The organism is Mesorhizobium sp. C399B (assembly GCF_030323185.1).
Taxonomy (GTDB): Bacteria; Pseudomonadota; Alphaproteobacteria; order Rhizobiales; family Rhizobiaceae; genus Mesorhizobium.
Genome location: NZ_CP100472.1, coordinates 3,540,963 through 3,561,503, shown reverse-complemented (window position 1 = coordinate 3,561,503; position 20,541 = coordinate 3,540,963). Strand labels below are relative to the sequence as shown.

The 20,541-nt window shown below is 60.5% G+C and carries 15 protein-coding genes; 5 read left to right on the top strand and 10 right to left on the bottom strand.

Annotated features, from left to right (window positions below; all coding sequences use genetic code 11):
- Window positions 1-2: 2 nt before the first annotated feature.
- Window positions 3-506, top strand: a complete 504-nt coding sequence (locus NLY36_RS17185) for a YHS domain-containing (seleno)protein (RefSeq protein ID WP_023707420.1) — start codon at window positions 3-5, stop codon at window positions 504-506.
- A gap of 15 nt (window positions 507-521) precedes the next feature.
- Here the strand turns inward: NLY36_RS17185 and NLY36_RS17180 are convergent, their stop codons facing one another.
- From NLY36_RS17180 to NLY36_RS17150, 7 genes are all read right to left on the bottom strand, one after another.
- On the bottom strand, window positions 522-2,702 hold the full coding sequence (locus tag NLY36_RS17180) for an adenylate/guanylate cyclase domain-containing protein (protein WP_286461260.1): 2,181 nt from the start codon (window positions 2,700-2,702) through the stop codon (window positions 522-524).
- A 102-nt stretch (window positions 2,703-2,804) separates the two neighbouring features.
- On the bottom strand, window positions 2,805-4,982 hold the full coding sequence (locus tag NLY36_RS17175) for an adenylate/guanylate cyclase domain-containing protein (protein ID WP_286461259.1): 2,178 nt from the start codon (window positions 4,980-4,982) through the stop codon (window positions 2,805-2,807).
- A gap of 356 nt (window positions 4,983-5,338) precedes the next feature.
- The gene (locus NLY36_RS17170) at window positions 5,339-6,343 is read right to left on the bottom strand and encodes an ABC transporter substrate-binding protein (protein ID WP_084013687.1); all 1,005 of its coding nucleotides are present in this window, start codon (window positions 6,341-6,343) and stop codon (window positions 5,339-5,341) included.
- Entirely contained in the window at window positions 6,340-9,111 is a 2,772-nt protein-coding gene (locus NLY36_RS17165; protein ID WP_023736927.1) for an MFS transporter, read from the bottom strand. The genes NLY36_RS17170 and NLY36_RS17165 overlap by 4 nt, the downstream gene beginning before the upstream one ends.
- A 720-nt stretch (window positions 9,112-9,831) precedes the next feature.
- Window positions 9,832-10,848 (bottom strand): NAD(P)H-dependent flavin oxidoreductase, encoded by a 1,017-nt coding sequence (locus NLY36_RS17160; protein WP_023746415.1) that lies wholly within the window; start codon window positions 10,846-10,848, stop codon window positions 9,832-9,834.
- Between the two features lie 180 nt (window positions 10,849-11,028).
- Window positions 11,029-11,841 carry a 2-keto-4-pentenoate hydratase gene (locus tag NLY36_RS17155; RefSeq protein WP_023736928.1) on the bottom strand — a complete coding sequence of 271 codons (813 nt, stop codon included), beginning with the start codon at window positions 11,839-11,841 and terminating at the stop codon, window positions 11,029-11,031.
- Window positions 11,842-12,400: 559 nt separating this feature from the next.
- Window positions 12,401-13,441 carry a LacI family DNA-binding transcriptional regulator gene (locus tag NLY36_RS17150; RefSeq protein WP_023751121.1) on the bottom strand — a complete coding sequence of 347 codons (1,041 nt, stop codon included), beginning with the start codon at window positions 13,439-13,441 and terminating at the stop codon, window positions 12,401-12,403.
- Between the two features lie 181 nt (window positions 13,442-13,622).
- Here NLY36_RS17150 and NLY36_RS17145 point away from each other — a divergent pair, with 181 nt between their 5' ends.
- Together NLY36_RS17145 and NLY36_RS17140 are read left to right on the top strand one after the other, a co-directional pair.
- A complete protein-coding gene (locus tag NLY36_RS17145) occupies window positions 13,623-13,952 on the top strand; it encodes a MoaF-related domain-containing protein (protein WP_023699226.1) in 330 nt (109 codons plus the stop codon).
- A gap of 34 nt (window positions 13,953-13,986) precedes the next feature.
- Complete coding sequence (locus NLY36_RS17140) at window positions 13,987-14,373, top strand: hypothetical protein (protein ID WP_023699225.1); 387 nt, start codon at window positions 13,987-13,989, stop codon at window positions 14,371-14,373.
- Window positions 14,374-14,636: 263 nt separating this feature from the next.
- Here NLY36_RS17140 and NLY36_RS17135 read toward each other — a convergent pair whose 3' ends face one another.
- Complete coding sequence (locus NLY36_RS17135; RefSeq protein ID WP_023699224.1) at window positions 14,637-16,043, bottom strand: FAD-binding oxidoreductase; 1,407 nt, start codon at window positions 16,041-16,043, stop codon at window positions 14,637-14,639.
- Between the two features lie 113 nt (window positions 16,044-16,156).
- Here NLY36_RS17135 and NLY36_RS17130 point away from each other — a divergent pair, with 113 nt between their 5' ends.
- Window positions 16,157-17,161, top strand: a complete 1,005-nt coding sequence (locus tag NLY36_RS17130; RefSeq protein WP_245259990.1) for a GlxA family transcriptional regulator — start codon at window positions 16,157-16,159, stop codon at window positions 17,159-17,161.
- A 299-nt stretch (window positions 17,162-17,460) separates the two neighbouring features.
- Here the strand turns inward: NLY36_RS17130 and NLY36_RS17125 are convergent, their stop codons facing one another.
- Together NLY36_RS17125 and NLY36_RS17120 are read right to left on the bottom strand one after the other, a co-directional pair.
- Window positions 17,461-17,583: a hypothetical protein gene (locus NLY36_RS17125; protein WP_023699222.1), complete on the bottom strand. Its 123-nt coding sequence runs from the start codon at window positions 17,581-17,583 to the stop codon at window positions 17,461-17,463.
- Window positions 17,584-17,778: 195 nt separating this feature from the next.
- Window positions 17,779-19,251 carry a winged helix-turn-helix domain-containing protein gene (locus NLY36_RS17120; protein ID WP_023736930.1) on the bottom strand — a complete coding sequence of 491 codons (1,473 nt, stop codon included), beginning with the start codon at window positions 19,249-19,251 and terminating at the stop codon, window positions 17,779-17,781.
- 1,014 nt (window positions 19,252-20,265) lie between these two features.
- Here NLY36_RS17120 and NLY36_RS17115 point away from each other — a divergent pair.
- Window positions 20,266-20,463, top strand: a complete 198-nt coding sequence (locus NLY36_RS17115) for an RraA family protein (protein ID WP_196813640.1) — start codon at window positions 20,266-20,268, stop codon at window positions 20,461-20,463.
- Window positions 20,464-20,541 lie beyond the last annotated feature (78 nt).

Genomic DNA, 20,541 nt, shown 5'->3' with positions numbered 1-20,541 from the left:
AGATGAGCACGATGATCAAGCCACGACTGGTTCGGAGTTTGGGGACGGCTGCCCTGGTCGCGGTAGCTGTGGTCGCCGGCGCGGGATCGGCATGTGCCGACGATTCGGTAAACACCGGCTATTTTGGTGGTGTGGCGATCATGGGCTACGACACGGTCGCTTACTTCACTGACGGCAAGGCCGTGAAGGGCTCCGAAGAGTTCACTTATGAATGGCTGGGGACACCTTGGCATTTCGCCAGCAAGAAACACCAGGAAATGTTCATGAGCGAACCGGTCAAGTACGCTCCTCAATATGGCGGGTACTGCGCCGGCGAAGTCGTGGGCGGGGGGGTCACGGTCAATGTCGATCCTGAGGCATTCAAGATTATCGACGGCAAGCTCTACCTGATCTACGACGTCGACAATGCGGATGATTTCGCCGCGCATGCAGCTGAAAATATCCCGAAAGCCGATGCCAACTGGCCGAAGGTCGCGGCCAATTTGGAACTCGATCACTATCATTGAGACGCGCGTGTGCGTCTACCGAACCACGGTGAAGTGAAACACCTTGCTTGTATTGGCATAGGAGTAGCTTTTGCCGGCTGCGTCGTTGCGTCTGTAGACGGGACCACAGTCGGGGCGACCGAACAGGTTCTCGCTCTGCTCGCACAACAGATCGCCATCGACGTAGACGGTCTCGGTGACTAGCCGCGTCGTAGAGCGGAAGGCCGCCTTGCCGTCGCTTCCAATCTGAAGGAAGGCTGGTTGGAGACCGGGTTCGATCTGGCCTTGCAGTGTATGGCCAATGACGAGGGACGCGATCTCGGCACCCTTTAACTGGTCCTGTTCGGCCGGGGTAAAGCCGAAGCGCCATTGGGGTAGGCCCGCCTGGCGCAGTGCGGCGACGAGTATCGCCAGATCCTGCGGATTCCGAAAATGTGCATGAGTCATCTCCCACCCAGCCAAAGAGTCCACGTAGCTGGACCCTGCTACGAGGCGGAGCCCCTCGGCGATTGCGGCTTTCGCATCCGGTAGGCGGCCGCCCCGGACATACGCCGCAGCGAGCGTAAACCGAAAGTTGCCAACCGTGGACGCATCGTCGCGTGTGTGCTCGAGAGTCTCGATCGCTTTCTCGACATTGCCCTGGAGCAGAAAAACCAGCCCAGCAGTTTCCCGGTTGATCGCTGAGAGGTCGGGGTCGAGCCTGAGCGCCGTCTCGACCGCAGTGGCTGCCTCGGCATGATTGCCGGCGTATAACTGAACATATCCAAGGGCTGCTTGCGCCTCTGCATCGCCCGGACCGATTGAAACAGCCTTCTTGGCAGAGGCAATCGCATCTTCGTAGCGGCGATTCACGACCTGCATGATCCCAAGAATAGCATAGGGCGACGAAAGGTCAGGGTCGAGTTCCAAAGCTCGGCTCGCCTTCTCATAGGCTCTCTTTCGTGCTGGCGCGCTCTGGATGACGTCGTTGAAGGCCTCCCGCCAGATATAGACTGTGGTGCGCGCGTCGGCCGCGAAGGCTTCGGCAAAGGCGGGGTCAAGCTCCTCCGCCTTGTCGTAGAGCGCAAGCGCCTCCCGCAGCCCGGCCTGCAGGACGCTGCGTGACGCCGTCTCGGCTTGTAGATAGTAATCATAGGCCTCGAGATTGCTCGTCGGCGGCCGCGCCATGCGCTCGCTTTCCGCTGCCGAAGGTTGCATGCCAAGCGCCTTGGCGATCTCGCCGCTCATCTCGTGCTGGACGGCAAACACGCCGGCCATGCCACGGTCGAACCGGTTGGCCCACAGATTGTCGCCCGTTGCCGTATCGATGAGCTGGGCATTGAGGCGAATCTGCTCGCCCGTGCGGCGGACGCTCCCCTCGACAACGAAGCGGACGCGAAGGTCGCGCGCGACGTCCGCCAGCGCTGCAGGCTTGTTCTTGTAGGCGAACACCGAGTTGCGCGCGATGACGTCCAGACCGGACAGCTTGGTGAGGTCGGTGATCAGATCCTCGGTGATGCCGTCAGCGAAATAGTCCTGGCCTGGATCGCCGCCGAGGTTTGCAAACGGCAGCACGGCAACCGATGGCCGCGATGGCACTGAGAACTTCTGCCATGCGAAAATGCCGGCAATCGCGGCGATCGCCAAGGCGGCGGCGCCTGCCAGGATGATGACGCGCGAGCTCGGCCGGTGTGGCGCGGCCGTGACCTTTCCCGATGCTGCGGGATCCAGCAGCAATCGATAGGCGCGAACCGGATCGGCGATGTTCTTGAGGCGCTGCTCGCCAAGACTGGCAAAGCCGACATCAACCTTGTGAACGGCATGATCAAATGCGGTTCCGGAGATACATACACCCCCCGGCTCGGCCATAGCCTCGAGGCGCGCGGCGATGTTGACGCCATCGCCGTAGATGTCATTTTCCTCTACGATGACATCACCGAGATTGACGCCGATGCGAAACCGGATGTGGCGGGGGTCGGAGGTGCCCGGGTCTCGGACAGCCATCCGGCGCTGAATCGCGGCAGCGCATTGGACGGCATCAACGACGCTGGCGAATTCGACCAGCGCCCCGTCTCCCATGAGCTTGATAATCCGACCGTGGAATTCCTTGATCGCGGGGTCGACCAGTTCTCGACGGCAACCCTTCAGTCGTTCGAGCGTGCCGACCTCATCCTCGCCCATGAGCGTGCTGTAGCCGACCACGTCGGCAGCAAGGATCGCGGTAAGCCTTCGCTCCATACCTGCCTGCGCCCTCCTTGGTCGATCAAGCGGCTTCGCGCAGCCTATTCTACTCCCGCATCGGACGCGAGTGTGTGCGTCCGTTATGACGCGCGTGTGCTTCTACTGAACAACCGTAAAGTGAAACACCTTGCTTGAGTTGACGAAGGAATAGCCGCCGCCTCCATCGTCGCGGCGTTTATAGACGGGTCCACAGTCGGGGCGCCCGAACATATTCTCGCTCAGCTCGCACAATAAGTCGCCATCGACACGGACGGTCTCGGTGACTAGCCGCGTCGTAGAGCGGAAGGCCGCCTTGCCGTCGCTTCCGATCTGAAGGAAGGCTGGTTGGAGACCGGGCTCAAGCTGACCCTGCAGAGTATGGCCCAGCACCAGCGAGGCGATCTCCTTGCCCTTCAAGCGGTTGTGCTCATCGCCGGTGAAACCGAACGGCCATTCGGGCAAGCCCGCCTGCTGCAACGCGTCGACGATGAGAGCCAAATCCTGCGGGTTACGATATTGGGCACCGTTGAGTCGGTATGCGGACAATGAATCGAAACCTGGTGTGGACATGGCACCTAGCCCCTCGGCCACTGCCGCCCTGGCATCCTGCAGGCGGCCGGCGCGGGCGTAGGCGGCACCAAGCGTGATCGTGAAATCTCCGACTGACGGCGCATCGTCGCGGGTGCGTTCGAGGGCCTCGATCGCCCTGTCGTTGCTCCCTTGAATTAGAAAGACCAGACCGGCAATTTGCCGGTTTACAGGTGAAAGGTTGGGATCGAGCCTGAGCGCCGTCTCGACCGCTTCGGCAGCCTCAGCATGACTGCCGGCGAACAGTTGCACGTATCCCAGGGCTATTTGCGTCTCAGCATCGCCGGGGCCGAGTGCGACGGCTCGCTCGACCGAAGCGATGGCTTCCTCGTAGCGGCGATCCACGACCTGCATGATCCCAAGAATAGCATAGGGCGACGAAAGGTCAGGGTCGAGTTGCAAAGCTCGGCTCGCCTTCTCATAGGCTCTCTTTCGTGCTGGCGCGCTCTGCATGATGTCATTGAACGATTCACGCCAGATATACACCGTCGTGCTTGCATCCGCCGCGAAGGCTTCCGCAAAAGCGGGGTCGAGCTGCTCGGCCTTGTCGTAGAGCGTGAGCGCCTCCCGCAGGCCGTCGCGCCGACCGGTCCGTGCTGTCTGCTCGGCACGAAGATAGAAGTCGTAGGCTTCGAGGTTTTCGGTCGGCGGCCGCGCCATGCGTTCGCTTTCCGCTGCCGAAGGTTGCATGCCAAGCGCCTTGGCGATCTCGCCGCTCATCTCGTGCTGGACGGCAAACACGCCGGCCATGCCACGGTCGAACCGGTTGGCCCACAGATTGTCGCCCGTTGCCGTATCGATGAGCTGGGCATTGAGGCGAATCTGCTCGCCCGTGCGGCGGACGCTCCCCTCGACAACGAAGCGGACGCCAAGGTCGCGCGCGACGTCCGCCAGCGCTGCAGGCTTGTTCTTGTAGGCGAACACCGAGTTGCGCGCGATGACGTCCAGACCGGACAGCTTGGTGAGGTCGGTGATCAGATCCTCGGTGATGCCGTCAGCGAAATAGTCCTGGCCTGGATCGCCGCCGAGGTTTGCAAACGGCAGCACGGCAACCGATGGCCGCGATGGCACTGAGAACTTCTGCCATGCGAAAATGCCGGCAATCGCGGCGATCGCCAAGGCGGCGGCGCCTGCCAGGATGATGACGCGCGAGCTCGGCCGGTGTGGCGCGGCCGTGACCTTTCCCGATGCTGCGGGATCCAGCAGCAATCGATAGGCGCGAACCGGATCGGCGATGTTCTTGAGGCGCTGCTCGCCAAGACTGGCAAAGCCGACATCAACCTTGTGAACGGCATGATCAAATGCGGTTCCGGAGATACATACACCCCCCGGCTCGGCCATAGCCTCGAGGCGCGCGGCGATGTTGACGCCATCGCCGTAGATGTCATTTTCCTCTACGATGACATCACCGAGATTGACGCCGATGCGAAACCGGATGTGGCGGGGGTCGGAGGTGCCCGGGTCTCGGACAGCCATCCGGCGCTGAATCGCGGCAGCGCATTGGACGGCATCAACGACGCTGGCGAATTCGACCAGCGCCCCGTCTCCCATGAGCTTGATAATCCGACCGTGGAATTCCTTGATCGCGGGGTCGACCAGTTCTCGACGGCAACCCTTCAGTCGTTCGAGCGTGCCGACCTCATCCTCGCCCATGAGCGTGCTGTAGCCGACCACGTCGGCAGCAAGGATCGCGGTAAGCCTTCGCTCCATGTGCGGTTGTCCTGCCTCCCTAGCTCAAAGCTTCGCTGAGCGTATTCGACTGGCGTTTCGAATGCGAGCATGCTTGGCCTACTGGACAGCGATAATGCAACCACGTCGTTTTGAAGACATTGCCCTCATGGCTTAGCCTTGTGCGAAACCGGATGTTGCCGCATGGCTGATGTGGGTCGAGATCGGCCTCTGTCGTTCTTAACTGACCACAAGCGGACTTACTGGTCCCGGCCCCAAGGCTGCCGGACCGCAATGCGCCTCACCTCGGTCATTAAAGTTAACTGTGTCACTGCCTTTAAGCGGACATTGCCGGCGACCACGCTGGGCGTCGCGGGTGCGGCGATAGTCGCTTCGCGTCACTCCACCTTCTCAACGAATTGCAGGAACTCGACAGGTGGAAACAAGTTGAGTTTCTTAGCGACCTTCATGTTAACCACATAGGCGAACTTCTCCATGGCGACGACAGGCATGTCGCCAGGCTTGGCACCCTCCGCCAGGATCTTGGCCACCTGCTCGCCGGCCAGCTTGCCGACGTCGTAGTCGCGGGCGGCCACCGACATCAGCGCCCGGGATTCGCTGACCAGATGCTCATAGGGGCTGAGCACCGGTAGACCATTTGCCACGGCAGCATCGGTGAAGACGTCCGCATTCTTTTCAAGGAAGGTGCTCGAGCCCAAGTAGACGAATTGCACGCCGGCCGCCTTCAGCTGAGCGACAGCCTGGGGGAGCTTGGCTGGATCCGGAGTTCCATCGGCAAGCGCCGGCAGTGGCAATGCGTCGAATTTGAACTTCATCTTTTCCGACAAAGCTGTCAGTTCCTCCGTCTTTTTCACCGAGTTGGGCTCACTACGGTCGAACAGGAGGCCGAGATGATCGAAGCTCGGCAGGTAGCGCTTGATGCTCTTAATGTTGACGCTTTCGGGAACTCGGTTTCGGGTACCGGTCACATTGGCGCGGCCAGTCTTTTCGTAGCTTTCGATGATACCCGCACCGATCGGATCGGCTACCACGGTGAACACCACGGGGATGTCATTGAGAAGATCGCTGTTCTGCTGGTCTTTCAACGTGCCGACCATGCCTAGAGTAGTCTTGGTGCCCCAGGTGACCACCACGTCAGCCTTGCGGTCGCGTGCATCCTTGACAAAGTCGGGCAGCTTGCTCTTGTCCTGTGCCGCATCGTCGACGACGAAACTGACATCAATTTTCTTTTCTTCAAGCGAGTCCTTGAGGCCCTTGCAGACATCCTCGCAGCCCAGCCACGTTATCATCACAACGGTCTTCTCCGCCGCCTCGACCCGAGGCGGAAGAACGAGGCAAGAAGCTAGCGCGGCCCCGGCCAACATAGGGTATGTCAATTTCATGCTTTCCTCCCTGCGATGATCGGCAAGCTGTGGCTTGCCACGTGGTAGATGAGATACGAGCCAACCCCGGCCAGCACCAAGATGGCGATGAAGCCCATTGCGGCGGAATAGCCAAAACTGCCAGCGACGCCGGCGATCGCGACGAGGCCCACAACGCTGCCAATTCGGTCCATGACCCTGACAGCGCCAAGGACCCTTTCCGAACCGATATGGGCCAGCCTTCCTTCCGCAAGTTCCATCACCGTGGCCGTCTGCGGCCCGCTCACCAGGCCGTAGCCAAGGCCGGTGCCGATTGCGGCAACGACCATTGTCCAGCCGTTGGTAACTGCCGCTGCTGCGAGCAGCGTCACTCCGCCAAGCAATGCTCCGGCGACAGTGATGCCCACTGCCGAGATCCTGCCGGCAGGCAGTCGCCCATACAGTGACCCTGACAGGATCACCATCAGAAAGTAGATCATCATCAGGCGTCCGGTATCGGCCGTGGAGGCGCCCAACGCGTTCATCTGCAGCGACAGGAGATAGGAGATGAAGACCTGATCGAGGATCGTTTGGGGCAAGATAATGCCAAACAGCAGGGTCGCGAACTGGCCATCAGCAATTGTTCCAAGCAACTGCCGCAGCTTAGAGCGGCCGCCCTGCTCGGTGAGCGCCGAAACGTGGGTGGGGCCAGGGAGCATGCGCAAGATCATCGCTGCGGAGATAACGATCAAGACGGCACAAACCAGAAATACGCTGCGCTCGCCCAGACGGTCGGCAACCACGCCCCCCAGTGCCGTTCCAGCATAGAAGCCGCCAAACATCGCTACGTGGAACAGCCCTAGCGCTTGGGCCCGCTGTTCCTTTGGGGCAGCGTCGATCACGTAGTCCTGGCAAGAGAGTGAAGCAAAAGCATAGCCAATGCCGCTGAACACACAGAAAAAGATAATTTCGAGCACATTGGTGGAAATGAAGAACCCAAAATTCGAGAGGGCCGCTGGGATGGAAGCAAACACGAACAGGTTGCGGTGCCCGAAGCGTTTCGCGAGCGGACGCGCATAGGGCGAACCGAAGACAATGGCTGTGAGATAGGCGGCGAGCGGCAAACTGATAACGATGCCTGGGTTGAGCCAAGTCAGCGGATTGTCGGCATCCCGGACATAAAGCGAAAAGAACGACAGTGGAAATGAGTCAGCCGCGGCGATGAGGAAAAGCGGAAGTCGCACATCGCCTAGACTGCAAAATCTCATGATGAGCGGCCGGCCAGCCGGTATAATGAAGTCCGGTTCCAGTTGCACGGCACGGGTGCCCTTGGGTAGCTCCTGGGCGGCTGCCATCATTGCCGCAAGCCGCTCAGCACGCAAGGAAAGGGCTTGGCCCAGCCTATCGACGGCGCTAATCCCGCTCACGAGGATGCGGTGGGAGAAATCGCCGGCCGCCTGAAGCTTCAGGATGTAGTCGAGGCGGGTCAACGGTCCGGTTAGCGAGTGATTGGTCATCAAGGAGACCAGTTCAACCGCCAACAGGATTGTCACCAGCGTCACCACCAGGAGGTCGAGAATGAGATCGCGGAATTCACGCGAAAGGTATCCCGCGTTCTTGATTACGACGACATTGGCCACCAGCTTGTTGTCGACGACGATCGGCACGACGGTCCCTGCCTGTAGCATCACCGACGTCGTGGTGGGCGGGCGGGTGCCCATCTCCAAAATGGGTCGGTTGGTGACCAGCGCGAAGTAGGAAATTTCTGGAAAGTCACGAAGCAGGGACGAGAAGAATTCGCGTCCACCGACCATCATATCGAGTGGCACACCCGCCTTAAGCGTGCGGGCAATAGCATCATTGGCAATGCTGCCAATAAGCCTCGTGCGCTTGTCGAGTTCGGGAGCAAAGGAGTCATCGATGCTGCGGTAGGCGACAGTGCCGAGCGATACGGTGATCCCCAGCACCAGGACGGCTATGAGCGCCGTAAGCCGTCGCGACACCGTTACAGCCATGGGGCTATCGGGAACCGAGATGACGTCGGCACCCTGTGGCCCCGCAGGTGGAGCTTCCGCGCGCTCTGCCCCAATAAGCGCAGCAAGTTTTGTAGTTGCCAAACGGTATTTTGCGGTGCCCGCGGCGAGCGTCGCTCGAAAATCGGCAAAGTCGCCGGCAGTCAAAGTGCTGTCGTCTTCGGCATGGCTGGCGATGTCGTCGAGGGTGTGGATGGCCGGACGCAGACGATAGCGCAATGCGGCGTAAGCTAGGGTCGAGAATCCGGTCAGAAGCGCCAGCGCCGACAGCCAAATTTGCGAACTGATAAGGCGATTGTGGGTCCGCAATTCGTTCATCGGGTAGATAACTGCCAATGCAGCGGCCCGCTCGTCGTTCTCGTCCTTTATGGTGGCACCGCTGATCAGCGCGGTCGCAGTCTCAAGACCCCACTGGCTGTTGGAGCCCTCTTCCATTGCGCGACCCATTTGGCGCGCGCTAAATGGAACAGCAGCATCCGGAACAGAAAGGATAACTCCGCCGGCTGCATCAAGCAGAACAATGTTGGAAATCGTGGGATCGGTCTGCCAAGCCCGGTTCAGCAGCTCTTGGGCATTGCGCACCGTCGCCACCGTGAGACCAAGTTCCGAGACTGACCGGAAGGGGGCGGCGGTTGCCGCTGCAATGACCGAAAGTCGTTGCCGCACAAGCTGCGAATACACCGCCTCGTTTTGTAGCTTAACCAGCACCGCTAAGATAGTAACCACAATTGCCAGAACAACCGTCAACGCTAGCCATACGCGCACCAGAAATGTCATTTGTGCCCCTGCCGTTATCGCGGCCCTATGGCTGTTAACTATCCCTCGATTACTTCGTCGTGATGTCGTCTTGCTCGCTTTCGAGGCGGCGGGGATCGCCTCCAGGATTACTACTAGATGTTTGCCAGCTCGGCGCCCACGCGCCAGCGATCAAATTTGAAATCGGCCTGATCCCCAAGCTAGTTAACCATTAGCACGCCCTCCATTAGGAAGACAGCGGAGGGCTGGTTGCAAACCAGGGACCTCGGCCCCCGTTCCGGAAGCAAATGTCCGCATTGATTCGATACTGTTGAAAAAGTCCGCGTCGCGGCTAACTACGGCATTTGCGTACCGTGGCGTTCCGAAAAGACCCCACAAGTGAATCCTGATTCCATGCAAGGCGTCAGGGTGGAACGGGATTCTATTATCGGTGGTGACTTCGCGGTGCGTCGGACTCTTCAACACAATCGGTCAGTTCACGTCGATGCATGGGGAGCGCCTGAACGTCCGCTTCTCACATTCCAGGCCTCGAAGCCGCAAGTCCGCAGTCGGCCCAAGGCTGCCGGACCGCAATGCGCCTCACGTCGGCCATTGAAGTGTCCTTGGTCGTCTCCCGAAAGCAGACATTCGGCTCAGGTGGAATTGTGTCCGCGTTCCCTGTTGCCGACCTTCGCGAGGGATACGCCTTCCGTCGGGCAATGGGCAGGCGGGCGATCGCACGCCATGGTCGAAGCCGACCACTCAGTTCTCGCCTGTCGTTCCCAACCGGGCTAGGACCGACTGCGCTTCAGCAGCGATTTCGCGAACTATCTCCGCGGCCGGCTGAATTTTCTTAACCAGCCCGACTCCCTGGCCAGCCCACATTGGCAAAGCGTCGATGTCACCCTCCACGTCGATGACCGGCGCCACCGGTGCGTAGCGCTTGATGTTGCCCCTTGAAGCTGAAACCGCGACAATGGCACCCTCACCGGGCCGTTGTCCAACTGGTGGTCGCCCGGCAACCTCCCATGCTGCCACTGTCTTGTTGCGCAGCACACGCGTGGGCGCATCTTTCCAAGGGCCGCCATCAAAAAGGTTCTCGAGATAGATTGTGTCTGTTTCCGACGCGGCCAGCAGCCGTTCGCGGTAGCGGGCGTGGAAGTTGGCCTCGGCGCTGGCGATAAACCGGGTGCCGATCCAAACACCAGCGGCGCCAAGGGCGAGTGCAGCGGCCATCCCCCGGCCGTCAGCGATCCCGCCCGCCGCAACCACCGGAACAGGCGCGACCGCATCCACCACGGTCGGAACCAAGGCCATAGTCGCGACCGTTCCCCAGACGTGGCCGCCAGCCTCCCAGCCTTGCGCAACGACCACATCGACCCCGCAATCGACGGCCATCCGTGCCTCATCGGCCGATCGAACTGTCTGCATCACTACCGCACCGCTCGCCTTGGCCCGTGGAGCCAGTTCCGACGGATCCCCCCAGAACATAGAGATAATCCGGACACCTTCCTCGAGGCAGGCATCGAGGCGAACGTCAGGATCCAAATCCAGTCGCAGATTGACGGCAAATGGCTTTGTGGTGAGCGACTTCATTTCCCGCACACGGGTCCGCAGCACTCCGAGCTCAGCAAGCCAAAGGGCTATCGTCCCGAGCCCGCCGGCCTCACTAACGGCGGCCGCTAGGGGCGGCCCCGCCGGTGCGCCTAAAGGGGCAATGATCGGCGCGAGGACGATAGGCACCTCGATGCCGAGCAGATCGCAGAGTGGCGTTCTCATAGTTCATTTCCTGCAGGGTTAATCTGTAGCGCTTCGGTGGGGCGGCAGGACGTTCGCAGAACTTCCGTGTTGCGGCACAAGGCTTTCCGACTTCGTTTACTTCACTATTCCATCTTGTGGTTTTTGGTCGCAGCACGCGGTCCTCCGCCTAACGGCCACTCGGCCTCTGCGCGTCGCTGGCTAAGTTAGCCGAACCTGGATGTCTGCAAAGTGAGCGCCCTTGACGCTGGCCCTCCACAGTTCGCTAGACACGGCGGGCAGCGCTTGCGTTAGCGTGCCTGTCGTGACGACTTCACCCGCGTCTAGTGGCTCGCCGTCGTAAAGTGCGAGTTGTCGCACAAGATACCCCAGCGCCTTGATCGGGCTGCCGAGGACCTGAGCACCGCCTCCCGTCGCGTGCGCCCCCGCCGCTTCTGAAAGTGTGACCGAAAACGATTCAAGCTCGTCGGCCCAATGTTTTCGAGTTTCGCCGATTGGGTATCGCGCGCCTAGCAGCAGTGCGACATGCACACCGGTCGCTGCCGCATCGGATACCTTGAATCGCCAATCCGGGAAGATCGAGGTGCAGATCTCAAAGTCAAGGGCGGCCCATTCGATGCAATGCAGAAGATCGATATCCTCCATACTCGGATCGGGTGCTTCACACAGCCCAAGTGCGACCTCAGTCTCCATGCGGACGTTTCGCCAAGCACCGAGTGGAAAGGTGCTTCCCGACTTCAAGTCGATAGTTGATGCGTCATAGAGATAATTCCAAATCGGCCCCGAAATGCCGTAGCCAGCCCATGCGGCAGCGTTGGTGAAGCCAATCTTCCGGCCGATAACGCGCTCACCCCGAGCCTCCCGTCGGCGTCGGATATCGTTGACGATCCGATAGGAATCCTCAAGGCCAAATCCAGGAAATCGCTCAGAGAAAGGCGGCACCTCACGGGGTGCGGTCATTGTATCGAACACCTCATCAGCAATCTTGGCCAATGTCTCGTCGGATACACCCATGTGGCTACTGTGCACTCATTTCGATCTAGCGACAACCATCATGCGATACCGGCCTTGACTGGGAACACTGAACGTCTGTTGTCAGTGGCACACTAGTGGCGCATTGCTGACCGGCACGAACCAAATGGAAGACGGATGCCCAAGGTCAAAGGTGAGAGCGCTCTCGACAAGGAGCGCGCCAAAACAGAGAAGCTCCTCAAAAAGGTTGGATACACAGCCTTGAAGGAGGCGGGTGTGGTGTCCAAGCGACCCGACCTCCCAAATCTAAAGATTGAAAAGCGAGGGAATTAGCGCGCCACTCGCGTACTGACCCGCAAACCTAAGCAGGGGCCATTCTCATTTTGAGGAGTCGTCTGCAAATTGGGTTTCACGACGGTGCGCGAAGATCAGAGTTGACGAGTGAACCGGCTACTTTCAGATTCAAAACCGCCGGACAGCAATGCGCCTCATCTCGGCCGTTGCAGCCACCTTTGATACCTTTTGAAAGCAGACTTTGACGGCGACCACGCTGGAGTTCGCAGTGCGCACTGTGCGTCACGACGAGTATGAGGTGACCGGCCTAACCGCGTGGTCGGGCGGTCGAGCCGCGGACCAAGAGTTCGACCGGTATGATCACCTGGCTCGGGGCGCCGTTTGCAAACACCGTCGTGGCGGCAAGTCTCCCCTTCCCGACAATGTCTTGAGCCACTGTCGTGAGCGGGGGCGTGGTGCGCGAAGACTCCGCAGTGCCATCGAAGCCGACGACAGACATGTGTTCGGGTATCTTGATATTGCGCCGACGCGCTTCGTCCAGGACGGTGATTGCCTGCCAGTCCGACATAGTCAAGATCGCCGTTGCCTGCGGAACCTGGTCGAATACGACCGCTCCGGCCGAAGGCTCACCTGGGGTCGTCTCTATGATCGGGACATTGTCGATTGACAGACCGAGCTCAGCCAAACCCTGTGCGAAGCCGAAAAGTCTCTCCTGATCGAGTTGAAAACCGGCAGAGATAGCGCGCGGGGAATTGCCAGGCAAATGGACGATGGGTGACCCCGATGTGCGCCGAATGGAAAGGATTGCAAAACGCCGATGTCCAAGAGCAGCCAGATGCCTGATGGCCGCCAGCGCCCCGCTCCTGCCGTCTATCCGGATAGAATTCACGTCCGGACCGGCATCGCTCTCGAGGATGACGAAGGGAAGCCGCCGGCGCCGTAAAGACGCGATCAACTCGATGTCCGCGCTGTGGCCCAGAATGAAGCCGTCAACCAAGGCCTCTCGAATGGTGGAGGTGCGTGTCTCGTCCGTACCATTGACCAAACTCAATGTCGCTCCAGCCTCGTCACAAGCAAGCGAAACGCCAAGCACCAGCTCGCGCAGATATGGGCTCCTGATCATATCGGCAATGGCGTATGCGCCCGGGGGGATCAGGCCTATGGCGTTGAACTTGCCGTCGCGCAGCACGCGTCCCCTCGGGTCGGGGCCATCATAACCAAGCTGACGCGCCGCGGTCTCGACGCGCTGGCGCAGATCGGATCGCACCAGATCCGGATGGTTGAATACGTTGGAGACGGTGCCGCGGGAGACTCCAGCGAGCCGGCCGACATCGGCGAGCGTAGGCATTTTAGAAGCGTTCATTTCCCTCAGTTAGACAATTTCTTGGAGCGCTCCAAGTTTTTTCTTGACGCTAGGTCCAAAATGTTGGAACTTGCACTTGGAGCGCTCCAAAAATTGAAAGTAGCAGTTCGGCATCTGTGCCGAGCATCGGCCAAGCTGATTTCGAAAATCATCAAGGAGGATTAGGATGGCTACGACCAATGGTGCTCCGACCTCGCTCGTCGGAAAGACTTTTGATTGCTCATTCGGACAGTTCGTACCGAGGTTGACGGTCCTGTCGCCGACCGAATTGCGGGTGCAGGCGACGATCGGCGCTACCGAGATCGACGAGGTGGTTCAGAGCAATCTGACCGGCGTTCGACCCGGACTTTTCATCATGAGTTGGACCGAGCAAGGCGGCAACTTCGTCGTGCAGGTTCAAGATCACGAGAACCAGATCGTTCATAACTATGCGCGACTGGCGGACGGGCAGCAGTTCTGCGCCCAAGGCACAATTCAACCAGTGACGACGGCGTGAGGGCCGCCTGTCTATCTGAGAGGAGAATTACGCCATGACTACCAAGGTGATCGACCAGACCGATCCTACGCAGTGGGATCCAAAGCTTGACGCCGTTATCGCGGCTCCCGGAAACCATAAGGTGTTGTTTGAGAATGACCGGCTACGTGTGCTTGAGGTAATCCTCAAGCCCGACGAGGAAGAGCCGACACATCACCACCGCTGGCCTTCAGTATTCGTGTTCGATGAGGTGGAAGGCCCTATCCACGACTTCGCGCCGGATGGAACCATGATGCCGCCCAATCGAGATGTCATCCAGGCGGTTCAGGCATGGGACGGTCAAGGCTGTCTCGTGGTGCATATGGCCCCCCAACCAGCGGGTCGCGTGCTCAACGCTTCGAGCAAGACCCTGCATGGTATCCGTGTCGAGATGAAGTCATAAAGCAGACGTGATCCTGGCCACCGGAACTCGCGCACGCTGAACGTCCACTTCTGACGGATTGAAGCCTTAAAGCTGCCAGTTGGCTTGCGGTCCCCAAGGTTGCCCGACAGCTTTGCGCTTCATCTCAGCCGTTGCGGACAGATTTGCCACTGATTGAAAGCGGGCATCGCGGCGACCACGCTGGTCGTCGCTCGCGACTCAGCGCGATCAAAGCTCCCACGGCGAGACGAGGGTCGCACCGTACACCCGATTTTGATTGTGCGTCAGCGCATTGGCAGGATGTTCTGGTTGAGGCGGAACAGATTGTCCGGATCGTATCTGTGCTTGATCTTGGCGAGCCGCGCGTAAGCCTCAGCGCCGAAGGCGTCGCGGACGAGATCCGATCCTTCGCCATGGCCGGGGAAGTTCAGATAGAGGCGGCCGGTCGAGTAGCGCTGCATGTCCTGCCAGAAGCTGCGAACCCAGCCGATGTTCGCATCGTCCTCGTCAGCGCCTGGCCAGATGGCGTCGAGGCTGAGCATGAAGGGCATGGAGCGGTCGCCGAAGGCAGTCTCATCGGCTGCAACGCGCTGGACGAAACCGCCGAACTTCCAGATCGAGGCGAAGGTCATTTCGGAGGGGCGCTTCGCCATCCAAGCAGTGGTCTCCCCGACGACCTCGTCGTCGAGGCGCGAGAGGTAAGTGGATTTCCAGTAGCAGCGGTCGCGGCCTTTCGGGAACAGCCCGTCATAGAGCGACTGGATGGTGCGATATGGCATGCGGCCGCTGAAATCGACGAGCGGTTCCCCAAAACTCCGCAACGGCGCCACGACCCGTTCGCCCTCGTCGGCCGGTCCGTCATAAACATGCGCGAGCGCCAGGACGCGCCGGCCCCTTGCATGCTCGGGAATCGAGGGGTCGTCGGGCAGGGTGGAGAACTCGGCCAGGCCGCTCAGGCGGTCGGGTGCGGTCTGCATGAAGTCGCGCCAGAGCGGAATGATCTCGTTGGCGTGCTCCTCGGGATAGGCCGGACCGCATAACATCAGCTCCGGTTCGATCGGGTGCAGCTTGAACTCGAAGCTCGTCACCACGCCGAAATTGCCGCCGCCGCCGCGTAGCGCCCAGAAGAGATCCGGGTTCTGCGTCGCGTCGGCATGGATGAGCCGGCCATCGGCGGTCACCAGATCGGCGGCCAGCAGATTATCGACGCTGAGGCCGTGGCTGCCGCGCAGCCAGCCGATGCCACCGGAAAGCGTCAGGCCGGCAACGCCCGTCGCGGAGATGAGACCGCCCGGCGTGGCGCGGCCAAGCGGGGTGGTGGCCGCATCGACATCGGCCCAGGTCGCGCCGCCCTCGACGAGGGCACGGTCGAGGCCGGACGCGACCCGCACGCCCTTCATCAGCGACATGTCGATCATCAGGCCGCCTTCGCAGACTGCGTAGCCTGCAACATTGTGGCCACCCGAGCGGATCGCGATCGCTAACCGATGCTCGCGCCCGAAATTCACCGACGCCACGACATCGGCAGCACTCCGGCAGCGCGCGATGAGGGCGGGACGGCGGTCGATCATGCCGTTCCAAACGACCCGCGTCGCGTCATAGGACAGGTTCGACGGCTCCAGCACCTCGCCGCACAAGATGGAACGGAAGCTATCGATGCTCGATTGTGCAAGGGTAGCGGTGGCGGCCATGTGGCAGTCTCCTCGTTTCATGCACGCTAGCGCGGCGCGGGCACGGCCGCTAAAGTCGAAAATGCTGGAAGGCGGTCATTTCTGCCATGGTTGAACAGGCGAGACCATTGAATGTGGCGATCCTTGCCGCTCCGGAGGCTACCGCCTCCACGATCTACGGCATGTTCGACTTGTTTTCCTCGCCCGGCAGGGATTTCCTGTTCATCACCAGCGGAGCCGCGGGCACGCCACGCATGCGGCCCTATGTGGTTGCCGGGGACGGCAGCCCGTTTCGCGCGGCAAACGGCATCTGGGTGCGCCCAGATCACAGCCTTGCCGATTGCCCGCCACCCGACATCGTCTGTATTCCAGATTTCTTCGTCAATCCGGGCGAAAGCGTTGCCGGGCAGTATGACGCCGAAGCCGCGTGGCTGAAGCGAGCGTATGACGACGGCGCCATGCTGGCCAGCGCATGTTCGGGCGCGGTGCTGCTCGGTGAGGCCGGGCTGCTCGACAATCGCGAGGCCACCATTCACTGGGGCTATGTCGAGACGCTCACGAACAATTATCCCGGCGTGAAGGTGAAGCCGGGCCAGTCGCTCGTGCTGAGCGGCGAGGCCCAGCGCATCGTCATGGCCGGGGGCGGCTCAAGCTGGCAGGATCTCGCCCTCTATCTGATCGCGCGTTTCGTCAGCCTCAGGGAGGCGATGGAGGTCGCCAAGGTCTACATGCTGCAGTGGCACGACATGGGCCAGCAGCCCTTCGCCGCGCTGATGCGCTTTCGCCAGACCGACGACGCGGTGATCAACCGCTGCCAGAAATGGGCCGAACGCAACTACCGGACCCCTTCGCCCGTCACCGCCATGACCAAGCTGTCAGGCCTGTCCGAGCGCTCCTTCGTGCGCCGCTTCGCAAGGGCCACGGACATGAAGACAATCGACTACATCCACGCGCTCCGGCTCGAAGCGGCCAAGGAACTGCTGGAGACCGGCGACCTGGCGGTCGAGGGGGTGGCCAATGAAGTCGGCTACGAGGATGCGAGTTTTTTCGGGCGCCTCTTCCGCCGCAAGGTCGGGCTGACGCCGGCGCAATATCGCATTCGTTTCAGTGCTCTCCGGCGAGTTCTGAGCCGCGGTTGAATGTCGGCCGCCGCGGCGCGATACCCATATTCCGCTTTGCGCCTCAATTCGACCAATGGGCCGAGCTCTGCCGCCGATTGAAAGCGGACTCTGGTGGCTGGTTGCGCGTAGGCAGGGGTGCCACGTTAGAGCAAACCCAAGTGTAGGGCCGGAGGGGATCGTGGCGCCCCCAGAACGAAAGCTTGTGGCGGTTTTGGCAGCAGAAATGACCGAAGCGCCGTAAGATTGCGGCAATCCTGGTGGCGGACATCGTCGGGTTCAGCCGTCTGGGGCGAAACGACCAGGATTGTAGGCCCCCTTCACGCACACTTCTTGCGCTCAGCCACCTCGACGCTAAGGCGGAAAGCCTGGCCATCCGCATAGGAGCGTTCGTAGCTTTCTGCCTCGAAAGCGAAGGTCAGCGTGTTGCTATAGGCCGGCACGCGGACAGTCCAATTTCTTGTAGCGGATGATTTCGAAAGCATGCTCGGGCGATCCCATAGTTCCTCCCGCGATCACCGACGAGAGCTCTCAGATAGCGTCGCAAAAATCTTTGAATGCAAACCATCCGACACATCGGTGTCGTAATGTTTCAACGTTGCCCAAAGCTCCGCCAGTCCGGCCGGTAACCAAACAGTTCAGGCGGCGCTCCACATCATCAGCGCTTTCGCGACTCCGTCGAGAAGATGGTCAGCGTCAGATTCATGCTCGTAAAGCATGCTGGCCCGGATCGACTCGAGTGGAGTGTAGGATGGCGCGATACGCTTGAGTTCCGAAACGAGCCGCGATACCGCGTCCTGGTTGCCCAACTTCGCCTGTGCCGCCGCCAGCCATGTGAGCCTTACGGCCGAAGTCATGGGCAACATCGACCAACTGACAACGGCTCCCTTGTAGTCTCCCGCCGCGTATTGGGCGAATGCACGGTCGGAATGATACCAGTCTGGATGTATCGGATTGATCTGAACCGCCTTGTCGATCCAGGTCAGGGCTTCGAAAGGCTTGCCCCTGATGGCAAGCAGATAGCCGATCTGCGCGATCGTGTCCGCATCGAAGGGATTGAGGTCATAGGATCTTCGAAAGTGCCGCTCGGCGGCATCGTATGTGCGCGTGCACAGCAGTGCTTGGGCAAGAATCCGATGGCAGCGAGGCTCCTCTGGTGCGAGTCCTACCGCGAAGCGGGCTTGCTCTACTATGTCGGCCAGCACCTCCGGAGGAGCCATTCCATAATCGCCGATAATCAGCTCGGCAAATGCAAGGTATGAGCGCGCGAGCGCATAATGCGTATCCTTGGTGACGGCCGCAGCAAAGTAGTTCCGCGCTGCCTGATTATCGTCGGCGCCGTAGCCACGCAAATGCACCAGCCCCTTGAGAAGAAGCTCGTAAGCCGCCAGGCTTGCTGGAGGCTTTGGACGGGCGCGCGTCAAGCCCGCATCGTCGAGCCGTGCGACAAGACGGTTCGTCACACGCAGCGCGATCTCTTCCTGCATGTCGAAAACAGCTGAGCCCGATGCTGTGAACTTCTCGCCCCACAAGACCGCGCCGTTTGCCGCTTCGATGAGGTTGACCGCCACTCGTACGGTGCCGTCGCGAAGGCCCATGCGTCCCCGAACCAGGAAGGTTGCCCCGAGTCTCCTGCCGACCTCGGTCCAGTTGCCGGGGTCCTCCGACGCAAAGGAAAAGCTTGAGTTACGTGCCAGGACAACAGCAGTGCGAAATCGCGCCAGAGCGTTGACAATGTCCTCGGCAAAACCATCGACCAGAGGCGTGTCGGTCGCATCGCCTTCATTAGTGAAGCGCAGCACCGCTACAGAAGGCAGGTCGGACGGCGGCCTCGCCGGCGCGCCACGCGGTGAAAGGAGGTAGCCGCGGCCTGAGACGGTGCGAATTATACTTTGTGAGTCATCGCGCAGCGCCTTGCGCAACTCGCGCACGCCTTGGGTGAGCGAGTCTTCGGTTACAAACAGCCCAGGCCAGACGGACTCCATCAGCTCCGACTTGCTGACGACGTGCCCTGTTTTTCCAACGAGATGGCTCAGGAGTGCAAATGTCTTGGGACGAAGTTTGACGGGATGACCCTGGCGCAACAGCAAGCCGCGCGAAGTGTCAAACACGCACTCGCCGATTGCTATGCTCCCTGATTCTGTATGCGACATTCAGAAGCGCTCTGCCGAACCGAGCCGGGCTCGTCGACATACAGGGGCCATCCGCGCTTACGGTCAAGTCCTTTGCCGCAGCCGCAGGTTCTGCCCCCTCAGGCACGGGTTCATGGCGAGCCAGGGCGCCCAACTCTAGAAGTTCGAAGAAGGTGCCGGGCATTGGCGCGCAGGCCAAGCTGTTGACCCCACTGAAGTACAACTCGTAAAGCTCTTGCCGTATGCGGAGCCTTTCGACGTCGTTTTCCATGATGGCCACTCCCTAGATTGTAGGGATCATGGCGCATGTGGAGCGGTGCGTACCGGCGAAATTCTGAAACTTTTCTGAAACCTGGTCGCTGGAGTACAGATCGGCCGGCGCCGAGAAGCCAATGACTGGCTCGCCGGCGGCTATCGCGAAATGCGATCACGCGAATCGGGCGAACTATTCCTCGTCTTCCACTCTCGGCGAGGCGCCTTGGGTCGCTGCCTCGATGCGATCGACGACGCGCAGCTCTTTACGATGGCGAGGAATTCAGCTGCCAGGTGCTTGAACTTCACCTCGCCCCCAGAGCGAAGATCCTCGCCTTCGATATCTCTCAAGGGCATGGAAGTTGCGGCAGCGCCTTTGAGGAACCGCAAATATCCCGCTGCAGCTCGTCTTTCGTTCGTTCAGGGTGTGAGGCCGCCACATGATTGAAGACCCACCGCTGCTCACCATCAAAAGCCGTTTCGAACGGCCTGCGGCAGAGATCATCAGTGCCTTTTCCGGCTTGCCCGTGAGCCTAGTTATAGACGCCATGGGCGGGCGAGGGGCGTTGCACCAGGGATTAAGGCACTCTCGCCAGGTACTGCGATACTGGCCGATATCATCGTTGCGGCCACCGACAGCTTTGCTGGTGCGGCGGTCACTGAGGATCTCGTCCTTGGCATGGTGTGAAACAAGGGGTGCGCCGGCCTCGTGCGCGATGTTGTCGGGATCGAGGCGGGCGGGTGCCGGTTTACTGTGCCGGGATCGTCGCGAACTCGCCGGCGCGCAATGGTCCAGGCACGGCCGGGTTCCCGGTGGTACTGGGAGGAATGACCATCTCGCGGGGAGACATACTGGTCGGCGACCGCGATGGTATCGCCGTGGTGCCTCGCCTCGAGGCTGAAACGGTGCTGGCGCGGCTCACCGTATCAGGGCGGTGAGAAAACTCTTGATGGCCTGGTGCGGCAAGGTCTCGCCCGATTTCGCCGAGGTCATCATCAAGTCTGACAGGACGCGCT

What these genes read in the sequence shown, in the direction of transcription:
- NLY36_RS17150 (WP_023751121.1), bottom strand. Translation starts at nt 13,441, where the DNA reads ATGCCTACGCTCGCCGATGTCGGCCGGCTCGCTGGAGTCTCCCGCGGC.
- NLY36_RS17175 (WP_286461259.1), bottom strand. Translation starts at nt 4,982, where the DNA reads ATGGAGCGAAGGCTTACCGCGATCCTTGCTGCCGACGTGGTCGGCTAC.
- NLY36_RS17180 (WP_286461260.1), bottom strand. Translation starts at nt 2,702, where the DNA reads ATGGAGCGAAGGCTTACCGCGATCCTTGCTGCCGACGTGGTCGGCTAC.
- NLY36_RS17140 (WP_023699225.1), top strand. Translation starts at nt 13,987, where the DNA reads ATGACTACCAAGGTGATCGACCAGACCGATCCTACGCAGTGGGATCCA.
- NLY36_RS17185 (WP_023707420.1), top strand. Translation starts at nt 3, where the DNA reads ATGAGCACGATGATCAAGCCACGACTGGTTCGGAGTTTGGGGACGGCT.
- NLY36_RS17165 (WP_023736927.1), bottom strand. Translation starts at nt 9,111, where the DNA reads ATGACATTTCTGGTGCGCGTATGGCTAGCGTTGACGGTTGTTCTGGCA.
- NLY36_RS17160 (WP_023746415.1), bottom strand. Translation starts at nt 10,848, where the DNA reads ATGAGAACGCCACTCTGCGATCTGCTCGGCATCGAGGTGCCTATCGTC.
- NLY36_RS17170 (WP_084013687.1), bottom strand. Translation starts at nt 6,343, where the DNA reads ATGAAATTGACATACCCTATGTTGGCCGGGGCCGCGCTAGCTTCTTGC.
- NLY36_RS17135 (WP_023699224.1), bottom strand. Translation starts at nt 16,043, where the DNA reads ATGGCCGCCACCGCTACCCTTGCACAATCGAGCATCGATAGCTTCCGT.
- NLY36_RS17145 (WP_023699226.1), top strand. Translation starts at nt 13,623, where the DNA reads ATGGCTACGACCAATGGTGCTCCGACCTCGCTCGTCGGAAAGACTTTT.
- NLY36_RS17155 (WP_023736928.1), bottom strand. Translation starts at nt 11,841, where the DNA reads ATGGGTGTATCCGACGAGACATTGGCCAAGATTGCTGATGAGGTGTTC.